The organism is Pseudaeromonas aegiceratis, from assembly GCF_046254905.1.
GTDB lineage: Bacteria > Pseudomonadota > Gammaproteobacteria > Enterobacterales > Aeromonadaceae > Pseudaeromonas > Pseudaeromonas aegiceratis.
Map to the genome: position 1 here is coordinate 122,157 of NZ_CP158016.1, position 23,547 is coordinate 145,703.

Annotated in this window: 18 protein-coding genes and 4 tRNA genes; 9 read left to right on the forward strand and 13 right to left on the reverse strand. The window is 63.7% G+C overall.

What is annotated here, in order from left to right:
- The first annotated feature begins 24 nt into the window (after positions 1 to 24).
- Positions 25 to 156 (forward strand): hypothetical protein, encoded by a 132-nt coding sequence (locus ABHF91_RS00590; RefSeq protein ID WP_409421576.1) that lies wholly within the window; start codon positions 25 to 27, stop codon positions 154 to 156.
- Positions 157 to 549: 393 nt separating this feature from the next.
- Positions 550 to 681, forward strand: coding sequence for a hypothetical protein (locus tag ABHF91_RS00595; RefSeq protein WP_409421577.1), 132 nt, complete (start codon positions 550 to 552; stop codon positions 679 to 681).
- A 140-nt stretch (positions 682 to 821) separates the two neighbouring features.
- On the opposite strand, the gene ABHF91_RS00600 is transcribed toward ABHF91_RS00595, so the two are convergent.
- The 5 genes from ABHF91_RS00600 to ABHF91_RS00620 form a co-directional block, all read right to left on the reverse strand.
- Positions 822 to 1,829 (reverse strand): NAD-dependent epimerase, encoded by a 1,008-nt coding sequence (locus tag ABHF91_RS00600; protein ID WP_409421578.1) that lies wholly within the window; start codon positions 1,827 to 1,829, stop codon positions 822 to 824.
- Between the two features lie 66 nt (positions 1,830 to 1,895).
- On the reverse strand, positions 1,896 to 3,605 hold the full coding sequence (locus ABHF91_RS00605; protein ID WP_409421579.1) for an ArnT family glycosyltransferase: 1,710 nt from the start codon (positions 3,603 to 3,605) through the stop codon (positions 1,896 to 1,898).
- A 13-nt stretch (positions 3,606 to 3,618) separates the two neighbouring features.
- The gene (locus ABHF91_RS00610; protein WP_409421580.1) at positions 3,619 to 3,954 is read right to left on the reverse strand and encodes a lipid-A-disaccharide synthase N-terminal domain-containing protein; all 336 of its coding nucleotides are present in this window, start codon (positions 3,952 to 3,954) and stop codon (positions 3,619 to 3,621) included.
- On the reverse strand, positions 3,955 to 4,710 hold the full coding sequence (locus ABHF91_RS00615) for a glycosyltransferase (protein ID WP_409421581.1): 756 nt from the start codon (positions 4,708 to 4,710) through the stop codon (positions 3,955 to 3,957).
- Between the two features lie 108 nt (positions 4,711 to 4,818).
- Complete coding sequence (locus ABHF91_RS00620; protein WP_409421582.1) at positions 4,819 to 5,502, reverse strand: EAL domain-containing protein; 684 nt, start codon at positions 5,500 to 5,502, stop codon at positions 4,819 to 4,821.
- 138 nt (positions 5,503 to 5,640) lie between these two features.
- On the opposite strand from ABHF91_RS00620, the gene tcdA reads away from it, so the two are divergent.
- Positions 5,641 to 6,447, forward strand: a complete 807-nt coding sequence (gene tcdA, locus ABHF91_RS00625; protein WP_409423065.1) for a tRNA cyclic N6-threonylcarbamoyladenosine(37) synthase TcdA — start codon at positions 5,641 to 5,643, stop codon at positions 6,445 to 6,447.
- 22 nt (positions 6,448 to 6,469) lie between these two features.
- On the opposite strand, the gene ABHF91_RS00630 is transcribed toward tcdA, so the two are convergent.
- The 3 genes from ABHF91_RS00630 to ABHF91_RS00640 all read right to left on the reverse strand — a co-directional run bounded on the left by ABHF91_RS00630 (position 6,470) and on the right by ABHF91_RS00640 (position 8,715).
- Positions 6,470 to 6,916 (reverse strand): SufE family protein, encoded by a 447-nt coding sequence (locus ABHF91_RS00630; RefSeq protein WP_409421583.1) that lies wholly within the window; start codon positions 6,914 to 6,916, stop codon positions 6,470 to 6,472.
- Entirely contained in the window at positions 6,916 to 8,133 is a 1,218-nt protein-coding gene (locus tag ABHF91_RS00635; protein WP_409421584.1) for an aminotransferase class V-fold PLP-dependent enzyme, read from the reverse strand. The genes ABHF91_RS00630 and ABHF91_RS00635 overlap by 1 nt, the downstream gene beginning before the upstream one ends.
- 81 nt (positions 8,134 to 8,214) lie before the next feature.
- The gene (locus tag ABHF91_RS00640) at positions 8,215 to 8,715 is read right to left on the reverse strand and encodes a hypothetical protein (RefSeq protein WP_409421585.1); all 501 of its coding nucleotides are present in this window, start codon (positions 8,713 to 8,715) and stop codon (positions 8,215 to 8,217) included.
- A gap of 165 nt (positions 8,716 to 8,880) precedes the next feature.
- Here ABHF91_RS00640 and rep point away from each other — a divergent pair, with 165 nt between their 5' ends.
- The gene (gene rep, locus ABHF91_RS00645; protein ID WP_409421586.1) at positions 8,881 to 10,905 is read left to right on the forward strand and encodes a DNA helicase Rep; all 2,025 of its coding nucleotides are present in this window, start codon (positions 8,881 to 8,883) and stop codon (positions 10,903 to 10,905) included.
- On the opposite strand, the gene ABHF91_RS00650 is transcribed toward rep, so the two are convergent.
- The 4 genes from ABHF91_RS00650 to ABHF91_RS00665 all read right to left on the reverse strand — a co-directional run bounded on the left by ABHF91_RS00650 (position 10,906) and on the right by ABHF91_RS00665 (position 18,481).
- Positions 10,906 to 13,194, reverse strand: coding sequence for a putative bifunctional diguanylate cyclase/phosphodiesterase (locus ABHF91_RS00650; protein ID WP_409421587.1), 2,289 nt, complete (start codon positions 13,192 to 13,194; stop codon positions 10,906 to 10,908). It lies immediately after the preceding gene.
- Positions 13,195 to 13,336: 142 nt separating this feature from the next.
- A complete protein-coding gene (locus ABHF91_RS00655) occupies positions 13,337 to 14,152 on the reverse strand; it encodes an undecaprenyl-diphosphate phosphatase (RefSeq protein WP_409421588.1) in 816 nt (271 codons plus the stop codon).
- 123 nt (positions 14,153 to 14,275) lie between these two features.
- Positions 14,276 to 17,347 carry a multidrug efflux RND transporter permease subunit gene (locus ABHF91_RS00660; protein WP_409421589.1) on the reverse strand — a complete coding sequence of 1,024 codons (3,072 nt, stop codon included), beginning with the start codon at positions 17,345 to 17,347 and terminating at the stop codon, positions 14,276 to 14,278.
- A 12-nt stretch (positions 17,348 to 17,359) separates the two neighbouring features.
- A complete protein-coding gene (locus tag ABHF91_RS00665; RefSeq protein WP_409421590.1) occupies positions 17,360 to 18,481 on the reverse strand; it encodes an efflux RND transporter periplasmic adaptor subunit in 1,122 nt (373 codons plus the stop codon).
- 606 nt (positions 18,482 to 19,087) lie between these two features.
- On the opposite strand from ABHF91_RS00665, the gene ABHF91_RS00670 reads away from it, so the two are divergent.
- The 5 genes from ABHF91_RS00670 (at position 19,088) to ABHF91_RS00690 (ending at position 22,530) form a co-directional block, all read left to right on the forward strand.
- Positions 19,088 to 19,164, forward strand: a tRNA-Arg gene (locus ABHF91_RS00670).
- A gap of 38 nt (positions 19,165 to 19,202) precedes the next feature.
- Positions 19,203 to 19,278: transfer RNA gene (locus ABHF91_RS00675), tRNA-His, on the forward strand.
- A gap of 49 nt (positions 19,279 to 19,327) precedes the next feature.
- Positions 19,328 to 19,413: transfer RNA gene (locus ABHF91_RS00680), tRNA-Leu, on the forward strand.
- 18 nt (positions 19,414 to 19,431) lie between these two features.
- A tRNA-Pro gene (locus ABHF91_RS00685) sits at positions 19,432 to 19,508 on the forward strand.
- 463 nt (positions 19,509 to 19,971) lie between these two features.
- On the forward strand, positions 19,972 to 22,530 hold the full coding sequence (locus ABHF91_RS00690) for an alpha amylase C-terminal domain-containing protein (protein WP_409421591.1): 2,559 nt from the start codon (positions 19,972 to 19,974) through the stop codon (positions 22,528 to 22,530).
- 47 nt (positions 22,531 to 22,577) lie between these two features.
- Here the strand turns inward: ABHF91_RS00690 and ABHF91_RS00695 are convergent, their stop codons facing one another.
- Positions 22,578 to 23,546 carry a hypothetical protein gene (locus ABHF91_RS00695; protein ID WP_409421592.1) on the reverse strand — a complete coding sequence of 323 codons (969 nt, stop codon included), beginning with the start codon at positions 23,544 to 23,546 and terminating at the stop codon, positions 22,578 to 22,580.
- Between the last annotated feature and the right edge of the window lies 1 nt (position 23,547).

Sequence of the window (23,547 nt, forward strand, 5' to 3'; positions counted from 1 at the left end):
CTATCGGAATAGAAGGAGTCAAAGATGCAGCAACAGGAAGAGCAACCGACCCAGATTTGGCTGGCCCCCGAACTGATTGAGCTGGGTGAGGTAGGTAGCGAAACCCAAAATGGTTACGGTTGGCTTATTGATGGAACTACGGTCTCAGCATCCTGAGCAATACGGCCTGCCCGCTTGATCTCTTTAGGCGGGCCAGCAACCCAATGCCAAACACCCTGCAAGGGCAACCTGTGCAGGGTGTTTTTATTGCTGAGTTAGAAAAAACGCCCTGGCTCCTATGCCCCTGGGTTATCAGCTCCTTATATCAAGTCACGAAGTTGGCCAGATCGGTGGGCCGGATGACACGTAGTTTAATCGTTCAGCGGCGTTCACTGCCGCAATGCATGTCGTTGCAGCTATTGCTTATCCTGCTAGATGAGGCACCTGCGGGGGAGACCGCTATGTTGCCGTCTTTCGAAATTTATTGTGTTACTCTGCACTTTCGAGCGAAATATATGCACTCGTAGCATCATCGGAACAGTAGCGCCATCGGAATAGAAGGAGTCAAAGATGCAGCGACAGGAAGATCAACCGGGCCAGGTATGGCAGGCACCCGAGCTGATCGAGTTGGGCGACGTGGGGAGCGCAACTCAATTAGGCGGCATTACGTTTGCTGATGGCGTGACAACCACGGGATCTTGAGTTAGATAGTTAGCCGTTTGGGCGCGTCATGGGAGCCGAGTTGCCCAATGCCAGACGCCCTGCGTAGGTAATCTACGCAGGGCGTTTTTTATGGCCAGCTCAGCCCCCACTGCGGAGAGGCGCCGCGTGGATGGGTATTATCAGACCCGATAGAACGCCTTGTACCAGGCCACGAAGTTGGCCAGGCCGTCGGCCAGCTCGGTGTGGGGCTTGAAGCCGATGGCGGCCTCCAGAGCCGCGGTGTCGGCGCTGGTTTCCAGCACGTCGCCGGGCTGCATGGGCAGCAGGTTCATCTGCGCCTTCACCCCCAAGGCCTGCTCCAGCTCACCGATGAAATGAGTCAGGGCCACCGGCTGGCTGTTGCCTATGTTGTACACCCTGAAAGGCGCCGAGCTGTCCGCCGGTGAGCCGGTCTCCACCGTCCAGGCCGGGTTGGGCTGGGGGATCTCGTCACACAACCGCACCACCGCCTCGGCGATGTCGTCTATGTAGGTGAAGTCCCGGCGCATGTCGCCGTGGTTGTACACGTCGATGGCTTGCCCTGCCAGGATCGCCTTGGTGAACTTGAACAGCGCCATGTCCGGCCGGCCCCAGGGGCCGTAGACGGTGAAGAAGCGCAGCCCTGTGGTGGGCAGGCCGTAGAGATGAGCGTAGCTGTGGCTCATCAGCTCGTTGGCCTTCTTGGTGGCAGCGTACAGGGAGACGGGGTGATCCACGCTGTCGCTGGTGGCGAACGGCGTCTTGCGGTTGAGACCGTAGACGGAGCTAGATGAGGCGTAGAGCAGGTGGCCGACCTGCGTCTGGCGGCAGCCTTCCAAGATGTTCAGGTGGCCTACCAGGTTGGCGTCGGCGTAGGCGTGGGGGTTGTCCAGGGAGTAGCGCACCCCGGCCTGGGCACCCAGATGCACCACCCGATCAAAGCGCTGCTCGGCAAACAGGGCCGCCATGGCGGGTCGGTCCGCCAGCTCCCCCTTGATGAAGGTAAAGCCGGCTTCGGGGGCCAGCAGGGCCAGGCGAGCCTCTTTTAACCGCACATCGTAGTAGTCGTTCAGGTTGTCCAGCCCCACCACCTGGTGGCCGGCGGCCAGCAGCCGCTGGCTGACATGAAAGCCGATAAAACCGGCGGCGCCGGTGACCAGGTACTTCATGGTGACTCCTTGCCGGGAGTATGCCCGGTCTTCTCGTGATGCTGACGTGTCTAGTAATGATGACGTCTAGTAATGATGAATCGGGGCGTAGCGGTAGGGCGCTACCGTCTCGCTGGGTGCCGGGCAGTCGGCCTTCACGGCGTCGGCCCGGTACAGGGTCCAGTCGCCGCCGTGGCGGGTGCCCAGCAGTTGGCCCTGGGCCGGGTCAAAGCAGTTGGCCAGCTCCCGGGCCTGCCCCAGCACCCAGCGGTTGGGGGCCGCCTTGAGCCAGGCGGCGGCGCCTTGGCGCTGCTGCTCCCCCGGCATGGCATAGGGGTAGTGCAGCACTGGATGGCCGGCGAACAGCAGGAACTGCTCGCGGAAGTCCACGATCAGCACCTCGTCGTCGGCGGGCACCCGGCTGTCCACCTGGGCCATGATCTCCTCCGGCGTGCGCAGGGGGTTCAGCAGCGGGTAGGCCCACAGACCATAGTGCAGCCAGAGCAGCGCCAGCACCGCCAGCAGGCCGCTGAGGGGCTGGCGACGCAGCCAGAGCTTGGCCAGCAGGCAGGTCACCCCCAGGCTCAGGGCCAGGGGCCAGGCCGGGCCGGACAGCTCGGCGGTGAGCTTGTCCAGCTGGTGGCTCAGCAGCAGGGCCGGCACCAGCAGCAGGAACAGGATCGGCAGCAGCCAGGCCAGGCCGGTGAACAGGCGGGCGGGCCAGCGGCGGTCCAGCAGCAGGGGCAGCCAGGGCGCGGCCAGCAAGGCCAGGGCCGGGGTCAGGGGCGTCATGTAGACGCCGCGCTTGCCCGGCGAGCAGGAGAAAAACAGCAGGGCGGCCAGCAGATAGCCCATCAGCAGCAGAGCGGCCTTATTGCCACTCTTCACCGCCTTGGCACCCTGCCAGACGAGCCAGGGTAGCAGCAGGGAGAGGGGCAGCCAGAACGGCGGGATCACGCTGGTCAGGTAGTACCAGACGGGTTTGACGTGGTGCCAGGAGTTGGCGTAGCGGGTCACCGTCTGGCGGAACAGTATGTTGTCCCGGTAGGCCAGGTGCATGGGATCGCCGCTATGGGCCACCGCCAGCACCATGGGCACCAGCCAGAGGCCGATGGCCAGCAGCATCACCAAGGGGCCGGCCAGGGCCTTGAGCCACTGACGGCCGCTGGCCTGGCGGATCGGCTGCCAGTGGGTCCACAGGGCCGGCAGCAGCATGAGGGCGGCTATGATGCCGACCCCCTTGGTGATGATGCCCAGCCCCGCGGCAAACCAGCCCAGATAGTACCAGCGCCAGCCGTCCCCACAGACTAAGAAGCGCAGGAAGCCGTAGAGCCCCAGGGTGACGAAGAAGGTGAGCAGGGCGTCGATCTGCGCCAGATGCACCTGCACGGTGAACTGCACGGTGAACAGCAGCAGCAGGCCGGCCCGCAGGCCGGTGGCGCTATCCCAGATGCGGCGGGCGGCGTCGTACACCAGGGTCACGCAGCCCAGGCCTGCCAGCAGCGAAGGCAGCAGGAAGCTTATCTTGAGGCTGCCGGTCAGGCTGTAGAAGAAGGCGATGAGCCACATCAGCATGGGCGGCTTGTCGGGGTAGAGCTCGCCGCCGCGCATGGGGAACAGCCATTGGCCGGACTCCACCATCTGCTTGGCCACCAGGGCGAAGCGGGGTTCGTCGGCGGGCCAGGGATCCCGCAGGCCCAGGCCGGCACCCAGCACCACCAGGGCCAGCAACAGCAGCCAGAACAGATCCTGGCGGGCGGAACGGGAACCGTGCAGCAGCAGGGTGTCGGTGAGCATGCTTACCTCGGGGTCAGTGGCTGGCCTTGTCGCGTCGCCAGCCGCGGTGGCGGATATCCAGATAGAGGTTGTACAGGGCGGTGAAGGCGGGGAACAGGTTCTGCAGCACCCCCACCGAGTCCTGCTTGGGGGAGAAGACGAAGTAACTCAGGGTCATCAGGCTGCCGCAGACGCTCATGTACCAGAACACCCGCGGGATCACCGGCTTGCCGGCGCGCTTGGCGGCGACGAACTGCACCAGCCAGCGGCCGCCGAACATGATGGCACCGGTATAGCCGATGAGCTTCCAGCCGGTGATGTGGATGCCGGTCCAGTCCAGCGCCGTGATCGAGGCGTTGAGCCACTCCATTTACAGCTGCTCCCGTACCTGGATCACCTTGGCCCGGCGCTTGAGCCACCAGACCCCCAGCACGTCCACCAGGCCCACCCACAATCGGTTCCACACGCCGTAGTTGGACTTGCCTGCCAGCCGCGGTCTGTGATTCACCGGGTGCACCAGCATGATGCCGCCCTGGGATTGCAGCAGGGTGGGGATGTATCTGTGCATGTGGTTGAAGGCCGGCAGGCGCAGGTAGCGAGCCAGCAACACCGCCTTCAGGCCGCAGCCGGTATCCGGGATGCCGTCGCGCAGCATGCAGTCACGAAAGCCGTTGGCCAGCTTGGAGGAGAGGCGTTTGATCCAGTCGTCGCGCCGGTTGACCCGATGGCCTATGACCCCCCACACCTTGGCATCCTGGTCATGGGCCTGCAGCACCGCCGCCAGCATGCCGGGGATGTCGGCGGGATCGTTCTGGCCGTCGGCATCCAGCACCACCAGCCATTGGCCGTTGGCCTGCCAGGCACCGCTCAGGATGGCCAGGCTCTGACCCACGCTCTGGGCGTGGCGGATCACCTTGAGGGGCACCTGCCCTTCGGCATGAATGGCCTGCAGGGTGGCGAAGGTGTCATCCGTGCTGCCATCGTCCACGTAGATGAGTTCGTAGTCGTAACGCTCCGTCATGGCGGCCTGGATCTCCTCGATCAGGGGTCTGAGGTTATCGACTTCGTTCTTGGCGGGGATGACGATGGAAACGGTGGGGGCGGAGGCCTGGGCCGTAGGGTGCATTAGGGTATTCCTTGAGGTGCCTGAGGCAAACAGGGGTTATTGTGCCTGATGATGGCGGCAGGTGTAAATTCTGCACCGCCCTGTGACCTTGCGATGGGATCCTCCGGCCTAAAAACGCGGTAGCTCGGTCTCAAGTGGCACTGATTCGCGCACCGCGAAGCCCTGCAGATAATCGGCCCCCAGTTCGCTGAGGGCCAGCAGCTGCTGCTCGTTCTCCACCCGGTAGGCCAGCAGGGGCAGATCCCGGAGGTGGGCCTCCTCCAGCCAGCGCTCCCACAGGGGTTGCGGGGTGCGCCGCACATCCATGCGCAGCAGCTGGAAGGGCAGCAGCTGGCTGCAGGGATTCTCCATGTCCCCCACATCCAGGGCAAACTGGATGCCGGCATCGTGCAGCAGGGCCATGGCCTTGCGCAGGTGGGGCATGTCGGTGGTCTGCTCCAGCTCCAGCAGATCCAGCAGCAACTGGTGGGGGCCCAGCTGATCCACCATCGCCACCAGCTGGTGGCGCACCTCGTCCAGCAGCAGGGAGTTGGCGAACAGGTTGAGGTTCCAGCAGCCCTCCAAGTTGTGGAAGGGGATCAGCTCGGCGGCCTGCAGGCAGACATCCAGATCCAGATCGGGCCGCAGATCCAGGTGGCGGACGATTTTCAGCAGGGCGGCGGGGGACTCGAAATGTTTGAAGCGCAGCAGTATTTCGTGACCGAACAGGCCCCCCTGTTGGTCGAGGATGGGCTGGGCGATGAAGCGCAGCTCCGTTTTATTCAGGATGGCGGGTAGCCCGAGATGCATCATGGTTACCAGATGGTTCCTTCTCATCTATCTGAGTTGAGTGTAATGCACCAAGGCAAAAATGACCGGGACCGGGATCGGCTTGGCGGGCCGCCACCCGCTGCTATAATGTGACCCCTTTTGCGTTCTCACCAAACCATCATGACCCCCGACTACCTGCAACGCTTCGGCGGCATCGCCCGCCTCTATGGCCAGCCGGCCCTGACCCAGTTCGCCGCCGCCCATGTCTGTGTGGTGGGGATCGGTGGCGTGGGCTCCTGGGCGGTGGAGGCCCTGGCCCGCTCCGGCATCGGCGCCCTCACCCTCATCGATCTGGATGATGTCTGCATCACCAACAGCAACCGTCAGCTGCATGCCCTGCAGTCCTCGGTGGGTGAGCTGAAGGTGGAGGTGATGGCGGAACGGGTGCGGCAGATCAATCCCGACTGCCGGGTGACGACGGTGGATGACTTCGTCACCGCCGATAACCTGGCGGAACACATTCATGATGGCTTTGACTATGTGGTGGACGCCATCGACAGCCTCAAGGCCAAGGTGGCGCTCATCGCCTATTGTCGGCGGCGCAAGCTGCCCATCATAGTGGCCGGCGGTGCCGGTGGTCAGCTGGACCCCACCCTGGTGCAGGTGGCGGATCTGGCCCGTACCACCATGGATCCCCTGGCATCCAAGGTGCGGGCGGATCTGCGGCGACTGCACGGCTTCACCCGGGAGCCCAACCGCAAGTTCGGCGTGGAGTGCGTCTACTCCACCGAGCAGCTGCGCTACCCCGACGGCGCCGGCGGCGTCTGCCATGCCAAGGCCGCCAGCGACGGCAACCTCAAGATGGATTGTGCCTCGGGCTTTGGCGCCGTCTCCGTGGTCACCGGCACCTTCGGCCTGGTGGCCGCCTCCCGGGTGCTCCTCAAGATCGCCGAGCGGGGCGCCCGCGCCTTGCGGCAGCCCGCCTAGGCGGTTTCCTCAGCCGGCTGACTTAGCTCACCCGCTGGCGGATGGCCTCCACCATGGCACGTAGGCCATTGCCCCGGGAGGGGCTCAGGTGCTTGGCCAGCTGCAGCGTCTCGAAATAGCCGGCCATGTCGGTGGTCCGTATCGTCTCGGCGCTCCGGTGATTGAGGGCCGCCAGCACCACCGCCAGCAGGCCGCGCACGATGCGGGCCTGGCTGTCGGCGGCAAAGTGCCAGACCCCCGCCTCATCCTGATGACTCAGCAGCCAGACCTGGCTCTCGCAGCCGGGCAGCTCCTGCTCCTCGCCGCGCCATTCCTGGGGCAACTCGGGCAGCTGTTTGCCCAGCTGGATCAGGGCGCGGTAGCGCTCCTCCCAGGCCCCCTGGCCCAGGGCAGCGGTCACCGCCGCCGCGTCCAGGCCGCCGGCCCCCAGGGGATGCCGGGTGAGAAAGCTAATCTGCGCTGCATCCATCAGAAGAACTCCGGTAAGCGGGCCAGGGCCGCCAGGGTGGCGGCGATCTCCTCGCGGGTGTTGTACAGGGCGGGGGCGAAGCGCAGGGTGCCGTCCAGCCCCAGGGCCTCCATCAGGGGCATGGCACAGTGGTGCCCCACCCGGCAGGCGATGCCCATCTGATCCAGCAGCTCGCCGGCATCCTGGGGATGCCAGTCGGCGAAGGTGACCGACACCACCCCCACCTGCTCACTTGGGCGGCCAATCCGGCGCACGAAGGGCAGGGCATCCAGGCCGTCACACAGCTGGGCGAGCAGATCTGCCTCCTGTTGGCGCCAGCCCTCGGGCAGCGTGGTCAGAAAGTCCAGCGCCGCCGCCAGGCCGATGGCCTCGGCGATGGGGGGGGTGCCGGCCTCGAAGCGAAACGGCGGCGCGTTGAAGCGGGTGCCGGCAAAGCTCACCTTGCGGATCATCTCGCCGCCGCCCTGCCAGGGGGGCATCTGCTCCAGTAGCTCATAACGGCCATAGAGCACGCCGATGCCGGTGGGGCCGTAGAGCTTGTGGCCCGAAAAAGCATAGAAGTCGCAGCCCAGGGCCTGCACATCCACCGGCATGTGGCCCGCCGCCTGGGCGCCGTCCACCAGGGTGATAGCGCCCATCGATTTGGCGGCGGCGATCAGCTGGGCCAGGGGGGTGACCGTGCCCAGCACGTTGGAGACCTGGCTGATGGCCAGCAACCGGGTGCGGGGGGTCAGCAGGGGCAGGGCGGCAGTCAGGTCCAGCTCGCCGTTTGCGGTGAGGGGGATGACCTTGATCTGTACCCCCTGACGCTGGGCCAGCAGCTGCCAGGGCACTATGTTGGCGTGGTGCTCCAGGGTGGAGAGCAGGATTTCATCGCCGGGCTGCAGCGCGGCGCCCCAGCTGTTGGCCACCAGGTTGATGGCCTCAGTGGTGCCCCGGGTCCAGACGATCTCCTCGGGCCGGGCGGCATTCACAAAGCGCGCCACCGTGCCGCGGGCCGCTTCGAAGGCCTCGGTGGCCCGGGCGCTCAGGGTGTGGGCCGCGCGGTGGACGTTGGCGTTGTCTCGGCGGTAGAAGGCGTCCATGGCCGTCAGCACCGCCAGTGGCTTATGGCTGGTGGCGGCATTGTCCAGGTAGATCAGGGGGCGGCCATTGATGGTCTGGTGCAGGGCGGGGAACTGCGCCCGTAGGGCCGATACGTCGAAATGGGCGGACATGGGTCTCTCCTGTGCAGGCCGTTATGATCGGCAAAAGGACACAGGAAGGCAAATTTCGGCCGGCGCTGGCCGGCCGTTGCGTCAGGCGGGAACGGCCTGGAAGGCGTTGGGCTGAGGCTTGTGGGCCAGGTAGGCGGCGATGGGACCGTGGACCGGCTTGGGACCAGGCGGCTCCTCCGGCGGCAGATCCAGCTTCTGCTGGGCATCGTCCAGGGCACTGCTCAGCTCACCGAGCTTCTGTTTCAGGCTGGCCTGTTTCTGCTGGGCTCGCGGGTCATCATCCTGCTCCAGGGCGCTGAGTTGTTGTTGCAGCTCGTCCATATCCGCCTCCAGGGAGGAAACGGTCTGCTCCAGCTCCTCCTTGTCGTGGCGCGGGGGCGGTGGCGGCGGCGGGTCATCGCGCAGCCGGGCCAGTCCCTCGTCGGAGAGGGTGACGGTATCGGCACCGGGGGATGGGGGTGGCAGGCTGTCGTTGGCGGCCGGCACATCCTGGAGACTGTCGCTGGCCGGCGCCGGCACGCTGGCAGTGGTGCTGGCGGCGGTACTACTGGCATAGAGACTGGCGGTGTCGAGGCGCAACATGGGCTGACTCCTGGGTTTGGCAGGTCTCCATCATGGGTGAATTTTTGGCCAGGACGGAGTCGTTTTACCCAGCTTTTCCCGGCTTTACGCTGGCTAACGCGACGGTGCGGCGCGGGTTTTTTGCTACAATCCCCCGCCTGTATCTTTGGTGTGGAGTGATGGCGGATGAAATTGAATCCTCGGCAGATGGAGGCGGTGGAGTATGTCTCCGGGCCCTGCCTGGTGCTGGCGGGGGCCGGCTCGGGCAAGACCCGGGTCATCACCACCAAGATCGCTCATCTGATCCAACGCTGTGGCTACCAGGCCCGCCACATCTGTGCCGTGACCTTCACCAACAAGGCGGCCAAGGAGATGAAGGAGCGGGTGGGCCAGACCCTGGAGCGCAAGCTGCTGCGCGGCCTCATGGTCTCCACCTTCCACTCCCTGGGGCTGGACATCATCCGCAAGGAGCATCAGACCCTCAAGCTCAAGGCCAACTTCACCCTGTTCGACGATCAGGATCAGATGGCCCTGCTCAAGGAGTTGACCGAGACGGAGCTGCAGGGGGACAAGGAGCAGCTGAGCCAGCTGCTCGGCGCCATCTCCAACTGGAAGAATGATCTGGTGCTGCCGGGGGCGGCGCTCAGACGTGCCCAGGATGCCGAGGAACAGAAGTTGGCGCTGCTCTACGAGCGCTATCACCGGCAGATGACCGCCTACAACGCCCTGGACTTTGATGACCTCATCCTGATGCCCACCTTGCTGCTCAAGACCAACGAGACGGTGCGGCTGCGCTGGCAGAGCAAGATCCGCTACCTGCTGGTGGACGAGTATCAGGACACCAACACCAGCCAGTACGAGCTGGTGAAACAGCTGGTGGGGGAGCGGGCGCGCTTCACCGTGGTGGGGGATGACGATCAGTCCATCTACTCCTGGCGCGGCGCCCGGCCGCAGAACCTGGTGCTGTTGCAGCAGGACTTCCCCAGCCTGCGGGTGATCAAGCTGGAGCAGAACTACCGCTCCAAGGGACGCATCCTGAAGTGCGCCAACATCCTCATCGCCAACAACCCCCATGTGTTCGACAAGCAGCTGTTCTCCGAGCTGGACTACGGCGAGCCGGTGCGGGTGCTGTATGCCAAGAACGAGGAGCACGAGGCGGAGCGGGTGGCGGCGGAGATCATGGGCCACCGCTTCATGAACCGTACCCGCTGGGGGGATTACGCCATCCTCTATCGCGGCAACCACCAGTCGCGCCTGCTGGAGAAGGTGCTGATGCAAAACCGCATCCCCTACCGCATCAGCGGCGGCACCTCCTTCTTCGCCCGCAGCGAGATCAAGGACATCATGGCCTACCTGCGGCTCTTGGTGAATCCGGACGACGACAACGCCTTCCTGCGGGTGGTGAACCTGCCCAAGCGGGAGATAGGCCCGGCCACCCTGGAGAAGCTGGGCCACTACGCCAACGAGCGGGCCAAGAGCCTGTTTGCTGCCAGCTTCGAGCTGGGGCTGGAGCAGCACCTGGCCGGCCGCGGCCTGACGGCGCTGCGCCACTTCTGTGACTGGCTGGTGCGGCTGGGGGACAACGCCAGCCGGGGCAACGCCCTGGAGGCGGTGCGGGATCTCATCCGTGACATCCACTACGAGGAGTGGCTGTACGAGAGCTCGCCCAGCCCGCGGGCGGCGGAGATGCGCATGCAGAACGTCTCTACCCTGTACCGCTGGATCGGCGACATGCTGGAGGGGGACGCCAAGGCCGACGAGCCCCCCATGACGCTGCCGGAGGTGGTGGGTCGCCTGACCCTGCGGGACATGCTGGAGCGCAACGAGGAGGCGGGCGAGCTGGATCAGGTGCAACTGATGACGCTGCACGCCTCCAAGGGGCTGGAGTTTCCCTATGTGTTTCTCATTGGCATGGAGGAGGGGCTGCTGCCCCACCAGAGCAGCATCGACGAGGACAACGTGGACGAGGAGCGGCGGCTGGCCTATGTGGGCATCACCCGGGCCCAGACCGAGCTGACCTTCATCCTGTGCAAGGAGCGCCGTCAGTTCGGCGAGTCGGTGCGGCCCGAGCCCAGCCGCTTCCTGCTGGAGTTGCCGCAGCATGATCTGCACTGGGAGGGCACGGAGCGCAAGGTGACCGCCGAGGAGCGTCAGCACAAGGGTCAGCAGGGCATCGCCAACCTGCGGGCCATGTTCAACAAGGACAAGTAACTAGAGGCCGCGGGGGCCCGGCATCAGCAGGGCCAGCACGGCATCGGCGGACATGGGCAGGGAGAGCTTGTAGCCCTGACCCAGCTCGCAGCCCAGCTCCAGCAGCATCGCCTGCTGCTGGGGGGTCTCCACCCCTTCGATGATCACCCCCATGCCCAGATCGCGGCCCAGATCCCGTATGGTGCGGATCAGGGTGCGATCCCGCGGCGACTTGTCGAGCCGGTGGGTGAAGCTGTCGTCCACCTTGATGTAGTCCACCGGATAATGAAACAGGGCGTTCAGCGAGCTGTAGCCGGTGCCGAAATCGTCCACCGCGATCTCGATGCCCTTGGCCCGCAACTCGTGCAACAGCCCCTGGGTGCGGCTGTCCAGCCGCACCAGATCCCGTTCGCGAAATTCGAAGATCAACCGGCGTGGTGACACCTGCTGCTCGCTGATGATGGCCAGCAGGGCATCGATGCGTTCCCGCTCCAGCAGGTGCTTGCCCGACAGGTTTACCGCCAGCCGCAGGCCGTGGTGCTCCGGCAGGCGGGCCAGCCAGCCGTGCAGCTGGCCGCAGACATGGCGCAGTATCAATTTGTCGATCTCCAGGATCAGGCCGCTCTGTTCCGCCAGGGGGATGAACTCCACCGCATCCTTCAGCTCGCCCTCCTGGGTCAACCAGCGGGCCAGCACCTCCACGCTGTGCACCTCGCCGTCCGCCAGATAATGGATGGGCTGGAAGTAGGGCAAGATGCGCTGGCTCTGCAGCGCCTGGACCAGGGCCTGCTCCGGCGAGGGGCGCTCCGTGATGTCGCACAGCTCAGAGTAGAAGACCGCATGGCCCTGGTTGCTGCGCTTGGCCTGAAACAGCGCCATGTCCGCCTGGTGCAGCATCTGGCCGGCATCGCGCATCTCGGGGGAGACGGTGGCCACCCCCATGTTGGCGCGGATCTGCAGCGGGGTGTCATCCAGCAGCAGGGGCGACTGCAGGCGGTCGAGGATGCGGCTGATCACCGGGGTGATGGTCTCGGTGTGAAAGGCGTAGTCCAGCAGCAGCACGAACTCGTCGCCGCTCAGCCGCGCCAACAGATCGTTTTGCCGCACCGACTCTTGCAGCAGCCGGGCCAGGGTCTTGAGCAGCAGATCCCCCATCCCCTCGCCGTACTCCTGGTTCACCTGGCGCAAGGAGACCAGATCCAGCAGCAACACGGCGAAGCCATCGTCCGGGTAGCGGTGGTAGTGGTGCAAGGCCTGCTGCAGATGATGCAGAAACAGGCTGCGGTTGCACAGGCCGGTGAGGCTGTCCCGCTGGGCATCCTCCAGCAGCTGGCGCTCCAGCTCGTCACGCTGGCGCAATTGTTTAAGCAGCAGGAGGTTGTGGCGGCGCAGCTGCTGCTGGGGATCCTGGCCCGCCATCAGGCGGCGGCTCCGATCCAGCCGCTGGCGCAGCTGCATCAGCTCCAGCAGACCGCCCAGCTGTTCGGTCACCAGGCTGAGCAGCAGCTTGTCCTCGTCGGACAGGGGGAGCAGGTTGCACAGCAACAGGGTGGCGGCGTGGTTGCGGTGGACGAACAGCGGCAGGCCGTACCAATGGTGCAGTCCCAGCTCGTATTCGGCGAAGCCGGACTTGGTCGCCCAGGCTTGCAGCTGCGCCAGTGGCAACGCCGGCTGGCTGGGATAGAGTAGCTGGAACTGGTGGCGATCCCGCTGCAGCACCTGCAGGCTCTGGGTGCCCATCCAGTAACGCAGGCTGGACTCCAGCTGGGCGCACAGCTGCGCCGGCGGCAGGCTCTGGGCCAGGCGCAGCAGACGGATGAAGCTCTCCATCTTCTCCTGCCACTGGGGAATGCGGTGCAGCAGGGGGGAGCGGCACAGCGCCAGTCGGCGGTTGGCCTGCTGGTGGGAGAGGTTGAGGGCCAGGCTCTCCAGCAGCAGCTGCAGCAGGGGCTGCTGCTGGGGTTGGGTCAGGGCCAGTATGCTGCGGATCTCGCCCTGGCCCACCTCCGCCTGGCACCAGCCGGCCTCCAGGCCCATCTGTGCCAGCTGCGTGGTGAGCGCCAGCTCATCGGCCACCTCGCCGTCCTGCCAGGGGGCCGGCCAGCCCAGGGGGGAAAACAGGCGGATCTGGCTGCCATCGCCGTAGAGGATGCCGAAGCGTTGCAGGTCACACAGCTGGGCCATGGCATGGCGCAGCTCATCCAGCCGGTCGGGATGGGCCAGGTCAGGCAGGGGCGCCTGTTGCAGTTGGCGGATCAGCTGCCCGAAGGCGTGTTGGTTGGCGGGGGACAGCCAGGACGTGGCAACCATGGGACCTTCCTTGGTGTGTCTTGCCTCTAGTGTAGCCGCTTATGCCATGGCACAGCGGCTGCACGGGAGGCCGACCTAGGGTCGGAGACACGGGGGGACTCTCGTCAGGAAGGCGGGCCCGGCGTGGCCGGGCCGCAGGCGCTTAGGCGGCGCCCAGTTGCAGCATGCCGGTGGTGCTCAACGCCAGGATGCCGATGCCCACCAGGATGCGGTAGACGGCAAAGCCGCGGAAGCTGTGCTTGCTGACGTAGCGCAGCAGCCAGCCGATGGCCAGCAGGCTGACGACGAAGGAGGTGATCAGACCGATGCTGATGTCGATGAGGCCACTTTGACTGACGCCATCCAGATCCTTCAGCAGGGAGTAGAGGCTGGCCGCCCCCAGGGTGGGGATGGAGAGGAAGAAGCTGAAGCCGGTGGCGGTGGGTCTGTCGAGGCCGGTGAGCATGCCGCCCATGATGGTGGAGGCGCTGCGGCTGACGCCGGGGATCAGGGCAAACAGCTGGGCCAGGCCTATGGTCAGCGCCTGCTTGGGGGTCACGTGCTCCAGCTTGGTGGTGGCCACCGCCGGCTGGGGGCGGCCCTCGATCCACCACATCACCATGCCGCCGACGATCAGACTGACCGCCACCGTCACGGCATTGAACAGGTAGTGGGTGATGTAGCTGTGCAGCGCCAGGCCGACGAAGGCTGCGGGCAGGAAGGCCAGGATCACCCCCATCCAGAAGCGGCGCACTTCATGATCGCTGGTGACCTGCCTGGCCTGTTGCCACAGGGTCTGGAAGTAGAACCAGAGCACCGCTAGCACACCACCCAGCTGGATGACGATCTCGAAGGTGTCGCTACCCTTAAACTGCAGCAGCTCCTGGGTGACGATCAGGTGCCCCGTACTGGAGACGGGCAGGAATTCAGTGATGCCCTCGACGATGCCGAGGATGACGCTGTTGAGGATGTCGGACATGGATGGTTCCAGTTGGGTAACAAGGTGGTTTGCCAGCCGAATTATGCATGAGACGGGGGTCACATAGCGAGTGTTGCATGATGACAGAAAAAAAACCGGCCAGACGAGCTGGCCGGTGTGTCATCAATGGTGGCCGCCGGCCTTGGGCGGTATGGTTTCGTCGAACACCTCCAGGGGCTGGTGGCGCTCCGCCAGGTAGGTGTAGATCACCGGCAGGACGAACAGGGTGAACAGGGTGCCGATGGACAGCCCAGCGACGATCACCAGACCTATGCCGAAACGGCTGATGGCCCCGGCGCCCTGGGCGCCCATCAGGGGGATCAGACCCGCCACCATGGCGGCCGTGGTCATCAGGATGGGGCGCAAGCGGACGGTGGCCGCCAGCTTCACCGCCGCCATGCGGTCCAGGCCGCGCTTGAGCTGTTCCTCCTTGGCCACCTCACAGATCAGGATGCCGTGCTTGGTAATCAGACCGACGAGGGTGATCAGGCCCACCTGGGTGTAGATGTTCATGGTGGCCAGGCCCCAGGCCATGGCGATCAGGGCGCCACACACCGCCAGGGGCACGGACACCAGGATCACCAGGGGATCCCGCACGCTCTCGAATTGCGAGGCCAGCACCAAGAAGATGACGAACAGCGCCAGGGCGAAGGTGGCGAACAGGGCGTTGCCTTCGGTGACGAACTGGCGCGATTCCCCCAGGTAGTCATGCTGATAGCCTGCCGGCAGGCTGGGCACCACCTCGTTCTCGAAGAAGGCCACTGCCGAGCCCATGGGTTCTATGGTCATGATGGAGATGGTGGCGGCGTTCTGTTGGTTGAGCTTGGGCAGGGCCCGCAGCTCGGTCACCAGATCGATGTCCACCAGGTTGGCCAGGGGCACGCTGCGGCCATCGGCGGCCCGCACATAGTAGCGCTTGATGGATTCCGGGTTCAGGCGGTACTTGCGCTCCACCTGGGGGATCACCTCGTAGCTGCGGCCATCCAGATCTACCCGATTGACGTAGCCGTCGCTCATCATGGTGCCCATGGCCACGCCGATGTCCTGCATGGTGATGCCGTAGGCGCCGGCCTTGTCCCGGTTGATCCGGATGCGCATGGTGGCGGAGTCGAAGGTCAGATCCAGCTCCGAATAGACGAACGCCTTGTGGGCCTTCACCTTCTCCATCACGTCCGTGGCCACCTGGAACAGGCTCGCGAAGTTGTTGGGGGTGGTGATGACAAACTGCAGCGGCAGGCCGCCACCGGCGCCGGGCAGCTCGGGGAACTGGAAGGTGCTGACGGTCATCGCCGGCAAATCCTGCATGCTGGCATTGGTGCGGGTGAGCACCGTCTTGATGTCCTCCCGTTCGCTCCAGGGCTTGAGCACGGCGATGCCCATGCCCTGGTTGGCGTTCGGGATACCGGCAAACGACAGGCTGGTGGCCATGGCGGGATCCTGTTTCAGCCTATCCCCAATCTCGCGCATGTTGTTCTGGATGTAGTCCAGGTTGGCGGTGTTAGGGGCCCGGGTCATCATCAGGTAGGCACCCTTGTCCTCGGATGGTGCCAGCTCGGCGGGGATCAGCTTGAACAGCACCGGCAGGGACAGGAAGACGATGATCCCGAACACGATGAACACCGGGCGGCGGGTCATCACCTTGTCCAGGGCGTTGCGGTAGGCCTCGGTCAGCCGGCCCAGGGTATTCTCTACCCCGCGCTCGAAGGCGTTGGGGTTGCTGTGGGCCTTGAGCATCTTGGAGCACATCATGGGGGACAGGGTCAGGGCCACCACCCCGGAGACAAACACGGCGCCGGCCAGGGTCAGGGCAAACTCCTTGAACAGGGAGCCGGTCACCCCGCCCATCAGGGCGATGGGGGCGTAGACCGCCGCCAATGTGATGGTCATGGAGATGACGGGCACAGCGATCTCCCGGGTGCCTATGATGGCGGCCCGGAAGGGATCCTCCCCGGCCTTGATGTGTCGGTCCACGTTCTCCACCACCACGATGGCGTCATCCACCACCAGGCCGATGGCCAACACCATGGCCAGCAGGGTCATCAGGTTGATGGTGAAACCGAATAGCTGCATCAGCATCACCACGCCGATGAGGGACAAAGGGATGGTGATGACGGGGATCACCACAGCCCGCAGGGAGCCGAGGAACAGGGTGATCACCACCAGCACTATGAGGCCTGCTTCGATGATGGTCTTCACCACCTCATCGATGGACTCGTTAATGGCGTCGGTGGAGTCATACAGCAGCTCCATCTTGATGGTGGAGGGCAGGTTGCGCTGCAGCTCCGGCATCATGTCCCGCACCACGGCGGCGATGTCCAGCGGGTTGGCGGAGGGGGAGGGATCCAGTGCCACCACCACCGCATCCTTGCCGTCGGCCATGGCGCGATAGGTGTCGTGGTTCTTCTCCAGGCTGACCTTGGCGATGTCCCGCAGGCGGATCACGGCGCCGTCACGGCTGGCCACCACCAGGCTTTCCAGATCCGCCACATTATCCACCTGGGTCTTGGCATCGGCGTTGTACAGCATGAAGTAGCCGGTGGCCTGACCGGGGGCGGATTGAAAGTTGTTGGCCTTGAGCACCGAGGTGACCTCGGTGGCGGTCAGGTTGTAGGCGGCCATGCGATCCGGATCCAGCCAGATGCGCAGGGCGAACTCGGTGCCGCCGTACAGGTTGACCTTGGCCACCCCGGGCACGGTGAACAGCTGGGGTTTCACCACCCGCTCCAGGTAGTCGGTGATCTGGGAACCGTTCAGTTCGTCACTGGAGAAGGAGATGTACATGATGGAGGTGCTGGAGCCGGTGGACATGTCCAGGCTCGGGTCTTCCGCCTCCTGGGGCAGTTGGGAACGTACCGAGTTCACCTTGGCCAGAATATCGGATAAGGCACCATTCGGATCGGTGTTGAGCTTCATGTTCACCGTGATGGTGGAGCGACCCAACTGACTGCGGGAGGTCATGTAGTCGATGTTGTCAGCCTGGGCGATGGCCTGCTCCAGGGGTTGGGTGATGAAGCCCTGGATCAGGTTGGCGCTGGCGCCATAGTAGCTGGTGGTCACCGTGATCACCGTGTTGGTGACCTTGGGGTATTCCCGCACCTGCATCCCTTTCAACGCCTGCAGACCGAGCAGCACGATCAGCAGGCTGATGGAGATGGCCAGGATGGGGCGGCGTATGAAGGTATCGGTAAATTTCATGGCCGGCTCCGCTTACAGCATGGGGGTGGTGGCGGGGACGTCCAGGGTCTTGTCCTCGACCAGCTTGGCCTGACTGCCGTTGGACAGCCGGATCTGGCCGCTGGTGACCACCAGATCGCCGGGTTTGAGGCCGCTGATGACATGGGCATCGTTGCCGGCCCGTTCGCCCACCTTGACCACCACCTGCTTGGCGATCTTCACCGGTTCGCCCTGGGCGGTCTTGCCGTCTTCCAGCACAAACACGGTTTCACCGTACAGGGTGAAGTTGATGGCGTTTTGCGGCAGCACCACCTGCTCCGTCAGCACCGGCAGCAGCACCTGCACCTTGGCAAACATGCCAGAGCGCAGCAGGTTATGGGTATTGGGGATGGCGGCCTGCACCTCCACCACGCCGGACTGAGCGTTGACCGCCGGCTCAATGGCGCTGATCTGGCCTTCGAACGGCTGGTTGGGATAGGCGTCCACGAAGATGTTGAGGGACTGGCCCACGTTCACCTTGGAAATATCGGTCTGGGGAATGGTGAAGCGGATCTTCATCAGGCTGGTGTCTTCCAGCCGGACGATATCGGTGCCGGACTTGAGATATTCCCCCAGGTAGACGTTGCGGATCCCCACCTGGCCGGCGAAGGGCGCGGCTATGGTCAGCCGGTCTATGGTGGCCTGCAACGCCTCGATCTGGCCGGAGAGGGCCAGGAATTCGGCTTCTGCGTCATCTAGGTTGCCCTTGGCCACGGAGCCCTTGCTATAGAGGCTGCGCATCCGTTCCAGGTTGGCCTTGGTGGCGGGCATGCGGCCCTGGGCGGCCTTGAGGTTGGCCCTCTCCACTGCCGTATCCAGCTCGATCAACTTTTGGCCGGCCTTGACCTGTTGACCGGACTCGAAGCGGATGCCCACCACCTTACCGTCGGACTGGTTGCTCAGGGTGACCCCCTGATTCGGCTCGATAAAGCCGATGGCATCGATGAGGGGCCGCCAGTCGGTGCCTTTGACCTGCAGGGCCGTGACCGGGAAGGTGGGGGCCGGGCGGCTGGCCATCTCGTCCATCTTTCCCTTGATCGTGATGATGTTGTAGCCGATGACGCTGCCAAATATCAGCAGGGCAATCACCAGCATGATGGCCATCCATTTTTTCATTGTTGTCTCCCGATTTAAGCGTGTTTTTGGCCAACGAAACGCCCTGGTAGGCTGAGTGCTTCATGGCTTTCTATCTGGGTTTTCGTGGCAGTGCCTGGCAAAGCACCGATTTTCATGTCAATTCGCCGCTTAACGGCGATTATTCTCAAGGTCCTGGGGTGGCGATGGCCTTGGCCGGTTCTTGCCCCGAGACCGGACGGGGTCGAGGGCATTGAGGCCGCATCCATCCCGATAGACCTGCAGCCGGTGTGACACGCTGATCCCAGCGGTGCCCTGGGCGGCCTATTGGTCGCAAGAATTGTCTTCTGGCTCAGGGCCTTGCGGAGGATTTCCACCGCCCCCGCTGCATCATAGGCTGTGCCAGCCTAACCGAATCCTAATCATGCGTTAGAATTTGGCTTTACCTGGCCTTACGCTGTGCTGCAATTCTAGTCAGTACGGAGTCTGGTTCCAAGTGCGGCAAGGCCTCGAACGTTACCCAATTAACCCGCCAACGACCAGTTTGCCAGCCATCTGTGACAATTTTGTCCAGTCGGTGGCTTTTTTGCTAAAAAGACTAGACAAGGTAGAGGTCGGCCCTTAGTATCTGCCCCCGTCCGACGACGAGCGCCCGTAGCTCAGCTGGATAGAGCGCTGCCCTCCGGAGGCAGAGGCCACAGGTTCGAATCCTGTCGGGCGCGCCATTTTATGGCGAAGTGTTTCGGGCACTAAGACAGCAATGGTGGCTGTAGCTCAGTTGGTAGAGTCCAGGATTGTGATTCCTGTTGTCGTGGGTTCGAACCCCATCAGCCACCCCAAATTTCGACGGCGGCCGTCCTGGCCAAGGTCACAAGAGATATCACCCGTGCGAGGGTGGCGGAATTGGTAGACGCGCTAGCTTCAGGTGTTAGTGTCCCACGGACGTGAGGGTTCAAGTCCCTCCTCTCGCACCACTCTCTTTCTCAAACCCTCGGTGATTAGCGCAGTCCGGTAGCGCATCTGGTTTGGGACCAGAGGGTCAGAGGTTCGAATCCTCTATCACCGACCACATCTCAAACCCCTGCCTTGCGGCAGGGGTTTTCGTTTTTCAGCCCCACCACCGACGCAAGATTAAACTTTGCTTACAAAATGCCCGCTTGCAAGCGTTTTCATTTGCGCTAGTGCGCATTTACCTTATTAAATTCTGCAGTCTGCTCACAAAAATTAACCTCATTGATTGTTCTGTCGCCACGGAGGCTGACAATGTTGGCCAACAAGGACAGGAGTGGGACGCCTTCGCTGGATTAACCGTTGCGATGTCGTTCGAATGCCATGGCAGGCTGCGCTGACTTTTCTCTTCATTCTTATCCCTTCCTGTTGCTCGCCGCGCATCGCGTGGTCCCGATTTAATGCATGCCGACACGCTCCGGCATCACCCAGTCGCCTTGGCGGCGGGTGGATCGTTTAGATCCATATGGAAGCGTGAACATAAATCGATACAGCAATAGTGAAGCAACGATAAGGAACCAGATATGTTCAGCAAGTCCAGCAAGCTGGGGCTGGCGACTGCGGTCGCCATCGCCCTGGGTGGCGGCCTGGTACCGGCCCACGCCGGCGTCATCGTCCACCTGTTCCAATGGAATTACAACGACGTAGCCAACGAGTGCGAAACCGTACTCGGCCCCAAAGGGTATGCCGCCGTGCAGATCAACCCGCCGGCAGAACACCTGCAAGGCAGCAGCTGGTGGACCGTCTACCAGCCCATCAACTACCGTAACTTTACCGCCAAGGGCGGTAACGAAACGGAACTCAGAAGCATGATCACCCGTTGTAACGCCGCTGGCGTCAAGGTCTATGCCGATGCGGTGTTCAACCAGTTGGCCAGTGGTTCCAGTACGGGCACCGGGGGCAGCAGTTTCGACAGCAGCTCCTTCAGCTATCCCTACTTCGGTTACAACGACTTCCACCATGCCGGTTCCATCACCGATTACACCAATCGGGACAATGTGCAAAATGGTGCCCTGCTCGGTCTGCCGGATCTCAATACCGGTTCTAGCTATGTTCAATCCGAGCTGGCTACCTACCTCAATACCCTGCAGTCATGGGGCGTGGCCGGTTTCCGGATCGATGCGGCCAAACACATGAGCGTCTCGGATCTGTCCGGTATCCTGTCTCTGGCCGGCAACCCGTTTGTTTATTCAGAGGTGATTGGTGCCAGTGGCGAGCCTATTCAGCCTTCTGAATACTTGGGGCTGGGGGCGGTGACCGAGTTTGCGTATGGCACCAACTTGGCTACCCAATTCAATGGTCAGATCAATAACCTGAAGACGTTTGGCGAGAGCTGGGGTCTGCTGAGCTCCGACAAGGCCGAGGTGTTCGTGGTCAACCATGACCGGGAGCGCGGCCACGGCGGTGGCGGCATGCTGACCTACAAGGACGGCTCCAAGTACAACCTGGCCAACGTCTTCATGCTGGCCTGGCCCTACGGCAAGTATCCCCAGGTGATGTCCGGCTACGACTACGGTAGCGATACCGATGCCGGCGCCCCCAGTGTCGCCGTCTGTACCGGCAGCTGGAACTGCGATCACCGCTGGAGCAACATCGCCAACATGGTCTCCTTCCATAACGTGGTGGAAGGTACCGCCATGCAGAACTGGCAGGATATCGGCACCAACCAGATCGCCTTCGGTCGGGGCAGCAAGGGCTTTGTGGTGATCAACAACACCAGCAACAGCCTCACCTCCACCCTGCAGACCGGCCTGCCGGCCGGCACCTACTGCAACATTCTGGCCGGTGACGACCTGTGCAGCGGCAGCAACATAGTGGTGGCCAGCGATGGTACCGCCAGCTTCACCGTGGGCGGCATGCAGGCCGCGGCGATCCATGTGGGCGCCATCCCCTGTGACGGCGATGCCTGTGTGGTAGAACGCTTCAGCAGCCTCTACTTCCGCGGTACGTCCAACAGCTGGGTTGCCACGCCCATGACGGTGGATGCTGAGACTCGCATCTGGTCCACCACGGTTACCTTCGACGGTGCCGGTGACAGCGATGGTGCCCAGCGCTTCAAGTTTGATGTGACGGGTGACTGGAGCCAGAACTACGGCGATACCGAGGCCGATGGCGTGCTGGATCTCAATAGCACCCAGGACATCTACTTTACGGGCGTCGGCACCTACAAGGTCTCTGTGGACGAGAGCGATCTCTCCTACAGCCTGACCCTGGTGGACGATCAGCAGGCGCCGGTTGCCGCAGTGACGCCGGCAGCCATCACGGTTACCCAGGGGGATCCCGTGGTGTTTGACGCCTCCGGTTCCACCGACGACGGCCAGATCGTGAGCTACAGCTGGTCTACCGGCGGCACGGCGGCGACCGAGACAGTGACCTTCGATACCCTGGGGACCTTTGAGGTCACCGTCACAGTGACCGATGACGACGGCATGACCGACACCGCCACCGCCACAGTGACCGTTACCGATGGCAGCGTCGTCTACGACTCCAACTACGACACCATGTACTTCCGCGGCACCCCCAACAGCTGGGGCACCCAGGCGATGAGCCTGGTGGCTGACAACCTGTGGGAAGCCACCGTGACCTTCGACGGTCAGACCAACCAGCGCTTCAAGTTCGACGTGGCCGGTGACTGGGTGACCAACTTCGGTGATACCGATGCTAATGGTGTGGCCGAGCAGACCGGCAGTGACATTTACACCAGCGTGGTGGGCGAGTACAAGGTGCAGTTCAACGATGAGACCAAGGCGTATAGCCTGACGCTGGTCGGTGAGCCTGTCTATACCAGCACCTATGACAGCATGTACTTCCGTGGCACTCCCAACAGCTGGGCAGCCACCGCCATGACCCTGGTGGCGAATAACACCTGGCAGACCACCATCACCTTCGACGGTACCGGTGACAGCAGTGGCAGCCAGCGCTTCAAGTTTGACGTGGCCGGTGACTGGGCGACCAACTTCGGCGACAACAACGCCGATTACGTGGCCGACCTGACGGGTTCCGACATCACCACGGATGTGGTGGGGACCTATGTGGTGACCTTCAACGACAGCACCAAGGTTTACAGCCTGGTAGCGGAATAAGCGACCCCGTGTTGCAGCGCAAACCGCCGGCCATGCCGGCGGTTTTTTTATGGGCGATCGGAACGGGTCAGCTGCTGGCGCAACCAATGGCGCCAGTGTTGCGGATCGTCCCGCTGGCAGGGAGACTGGGGTAAAAATTCTGCCTCGTCGCTCAAGGGCATCAGCCGATGAATGGCCGGATCCTTGGGGGCGGCCACCAGCAGCAGAGGGTGGCTGGTGATGGCTTCTCCCAGGCTGATGGCCTGCTGCAGTTGTGCCATGGCAGTGGCCTGGGCGGCGCTTGGCCCCATGCGCAGGCGCAGCAGTTTGGTTGGCTGCTGGAGGTCGGCCGGGCACAGCAGCAGGGTGGCGGCAACCTCATCCTGGGCCAGCAGGGCATTGAGGGCCAGGGGCTGGCTCCAGCCGCGGGCCACCAGCAGCTGGGGCCGCCTGGCGTCCTGCTGCCGCAGGGCCTGGCTGGCCGCCAGCACCAGATCCGGCTGGCCGTCCAGATCCAGCTCCTTGGCGGCGCCATTGCCCGGTAGATCCAGGCTCAACAGGCCCCAGCCTTCCTCCAGTGCCGCCTGGCGCCAGGACTCCGCCTCCAGACCACTCAGATCCACATCGCCCAGCAGGAGCAGCCAGGCGGTGGGCGGTTTGGCCGGCAGATGCAGCAGGGCTTCCACCCGTTTGCCCTGCACAATCAATGGCAACAGGCTGGTCCGCCAGCCCAGGGCCTTGGCGGCCGCCAGGTAATAGGCGGCCGCATTGGCATACAGCTGGTTGTCTGCCGGGGTGCGGCGGTTGGGGTGGGCGGCCAGCAGGCTCAGGCCACTGGCCTGCCGCAACAGCGCGCCTCGGGCAGTGCCACTGGCGGTCTGGGCGGCATCATAGGCCTGCTGGGCCTGGTCAGCCCAGTGTCCCTGGCGGATCTGGGCCTCGCTGAGACCGAAGGCGGTCTGCCAATGGGGAATATCGGGGGTGGCCTGGGCCAGGGTGCTCATCAGCGCCAGGGCCAGCAGGGAAGGGGATCGCATG

Coding starts and splice junctions, on each gene's coding strand:
- ABHF91_RS00615 (WP_409421581.1), bottom strand. CDS start 4,710: ATGCACCCTACGGCCCAGGCCTCCGCCCCCACCGTTTCCATCGTCATC.
- ABHF91_RS00695 (WP_409421592.1), bottom strand. CDS start 23,546: ATGCGATCCCCTTCCCTGCTGGCCCTGGCGCTGATGAGCACCCTGGCC.
- ABHF91_RS00600 (WP_409421578.1), bottom strand. CDS start 1,829: ATGAAGTACCTGGTCACCGGCGCCGCCGGTTTTATCGGCTTTCATGTC.
- ABHF91_RS00630 (WP_409421583.1), bottom strand. CDS start 6,916: ATGGATGCAGCGCAGATTAGCTTTCTCACCCGGCATCCCCTGGGGGCC.
- rep (WP_409421586.1), top strand. CDS start 8,881: ATGAAATTGAATCCTCGGCAGATGGAGGCGGTGGAGTATGTCTCCGGG.
- ABHF91_RS00620 (WP_409421582.1), bottom strand. CDS start 5,502: ATGATGCATCTCGGGCTACCCGCCATCCTGAATAAAACGGAGCTGCGC.
- ABHF91_RS00595 (WP_409421577.1), top strand. CDS start 550: ATGCAGCGACAGGAAGATCAACCGGGCCAGGTATGGCAGGCACCCGAG.
- ABHF91_RS00635 (WP_409421584.1), bottom strand. CDS start 8,133: ATGTCCGCCCATTTCGACGTATCGGCCCTACGGGCGCAGTTCCCCGCC.
- ABHF91_RS00655 (WP_409421588.1), bottom strand. CDS start 14,152: ATGTCCGACATCCTCAACAGCGTCATCCTCGGCATCGTCGAGGGCATC.
- ABHF91_RS00665 (WP_409421590.1), bottom strand. CDS start 18,481: ATGAAAAAATGGATGGCCATCATGCTGGTGATTGCCCTGCTGATATTT.
- tcdA (WP_409423065.1), top strand. CDS start 5,641: ATGACCCCCGACTACCTGCAACGCTTCGGCGGCATCGCCCGCCTCTAT.
- ABHF91_RS00610 (WP_409421580.1), bottom strand. CDS start 3,954: ATGGAGTGGCTCAACGCCTCGATCACGGCGCTGGACTGGACCGGCATC.
- ABHF91_RS00640 (WP_409421585.1), bottom strand. CDS start 8,715: ATGTTGCGCCTCGACACCGCCAGTCTCTATGCCAGTAGTACCGCCGCC.
- ABHF91_RS00590 (WP_409421576.1), top strand. CDS start 25: ATGCAGCAACAGGAAGAGCAACCGACCCAGATTTGGCTGGCCCCCGAA.
- ABHF91_RS00690 (WP_409421591.1), top strand. CDS start 19,972: ATGTTCAGCAAGTCCAGCAAGCTGGGGCTGGCGACTGCGGTCGCCATC.
- ABHF91_RS00660 (WP_409421589.1), bottom strand. CDS start 17,347: ATGAAATTTACCGATACCTTCATACGCCGCCCCATCCTGGCCATCTCC.
- ABHF91_RS00605 (WP_409421579.1), bottom strand. CDS start 3,605: ATGCTCACCGACACCCTGCTGCTGCACGGTTCCCGTTCCGCCCGCCAG.
- ABHF91_RS00650 (WP_409421587.1), bottom strand. CDS start 13,194: ATGGTTGCCACGTCCTGGCTGTCCCCCGCCAACCAACACGCCTTCGGG.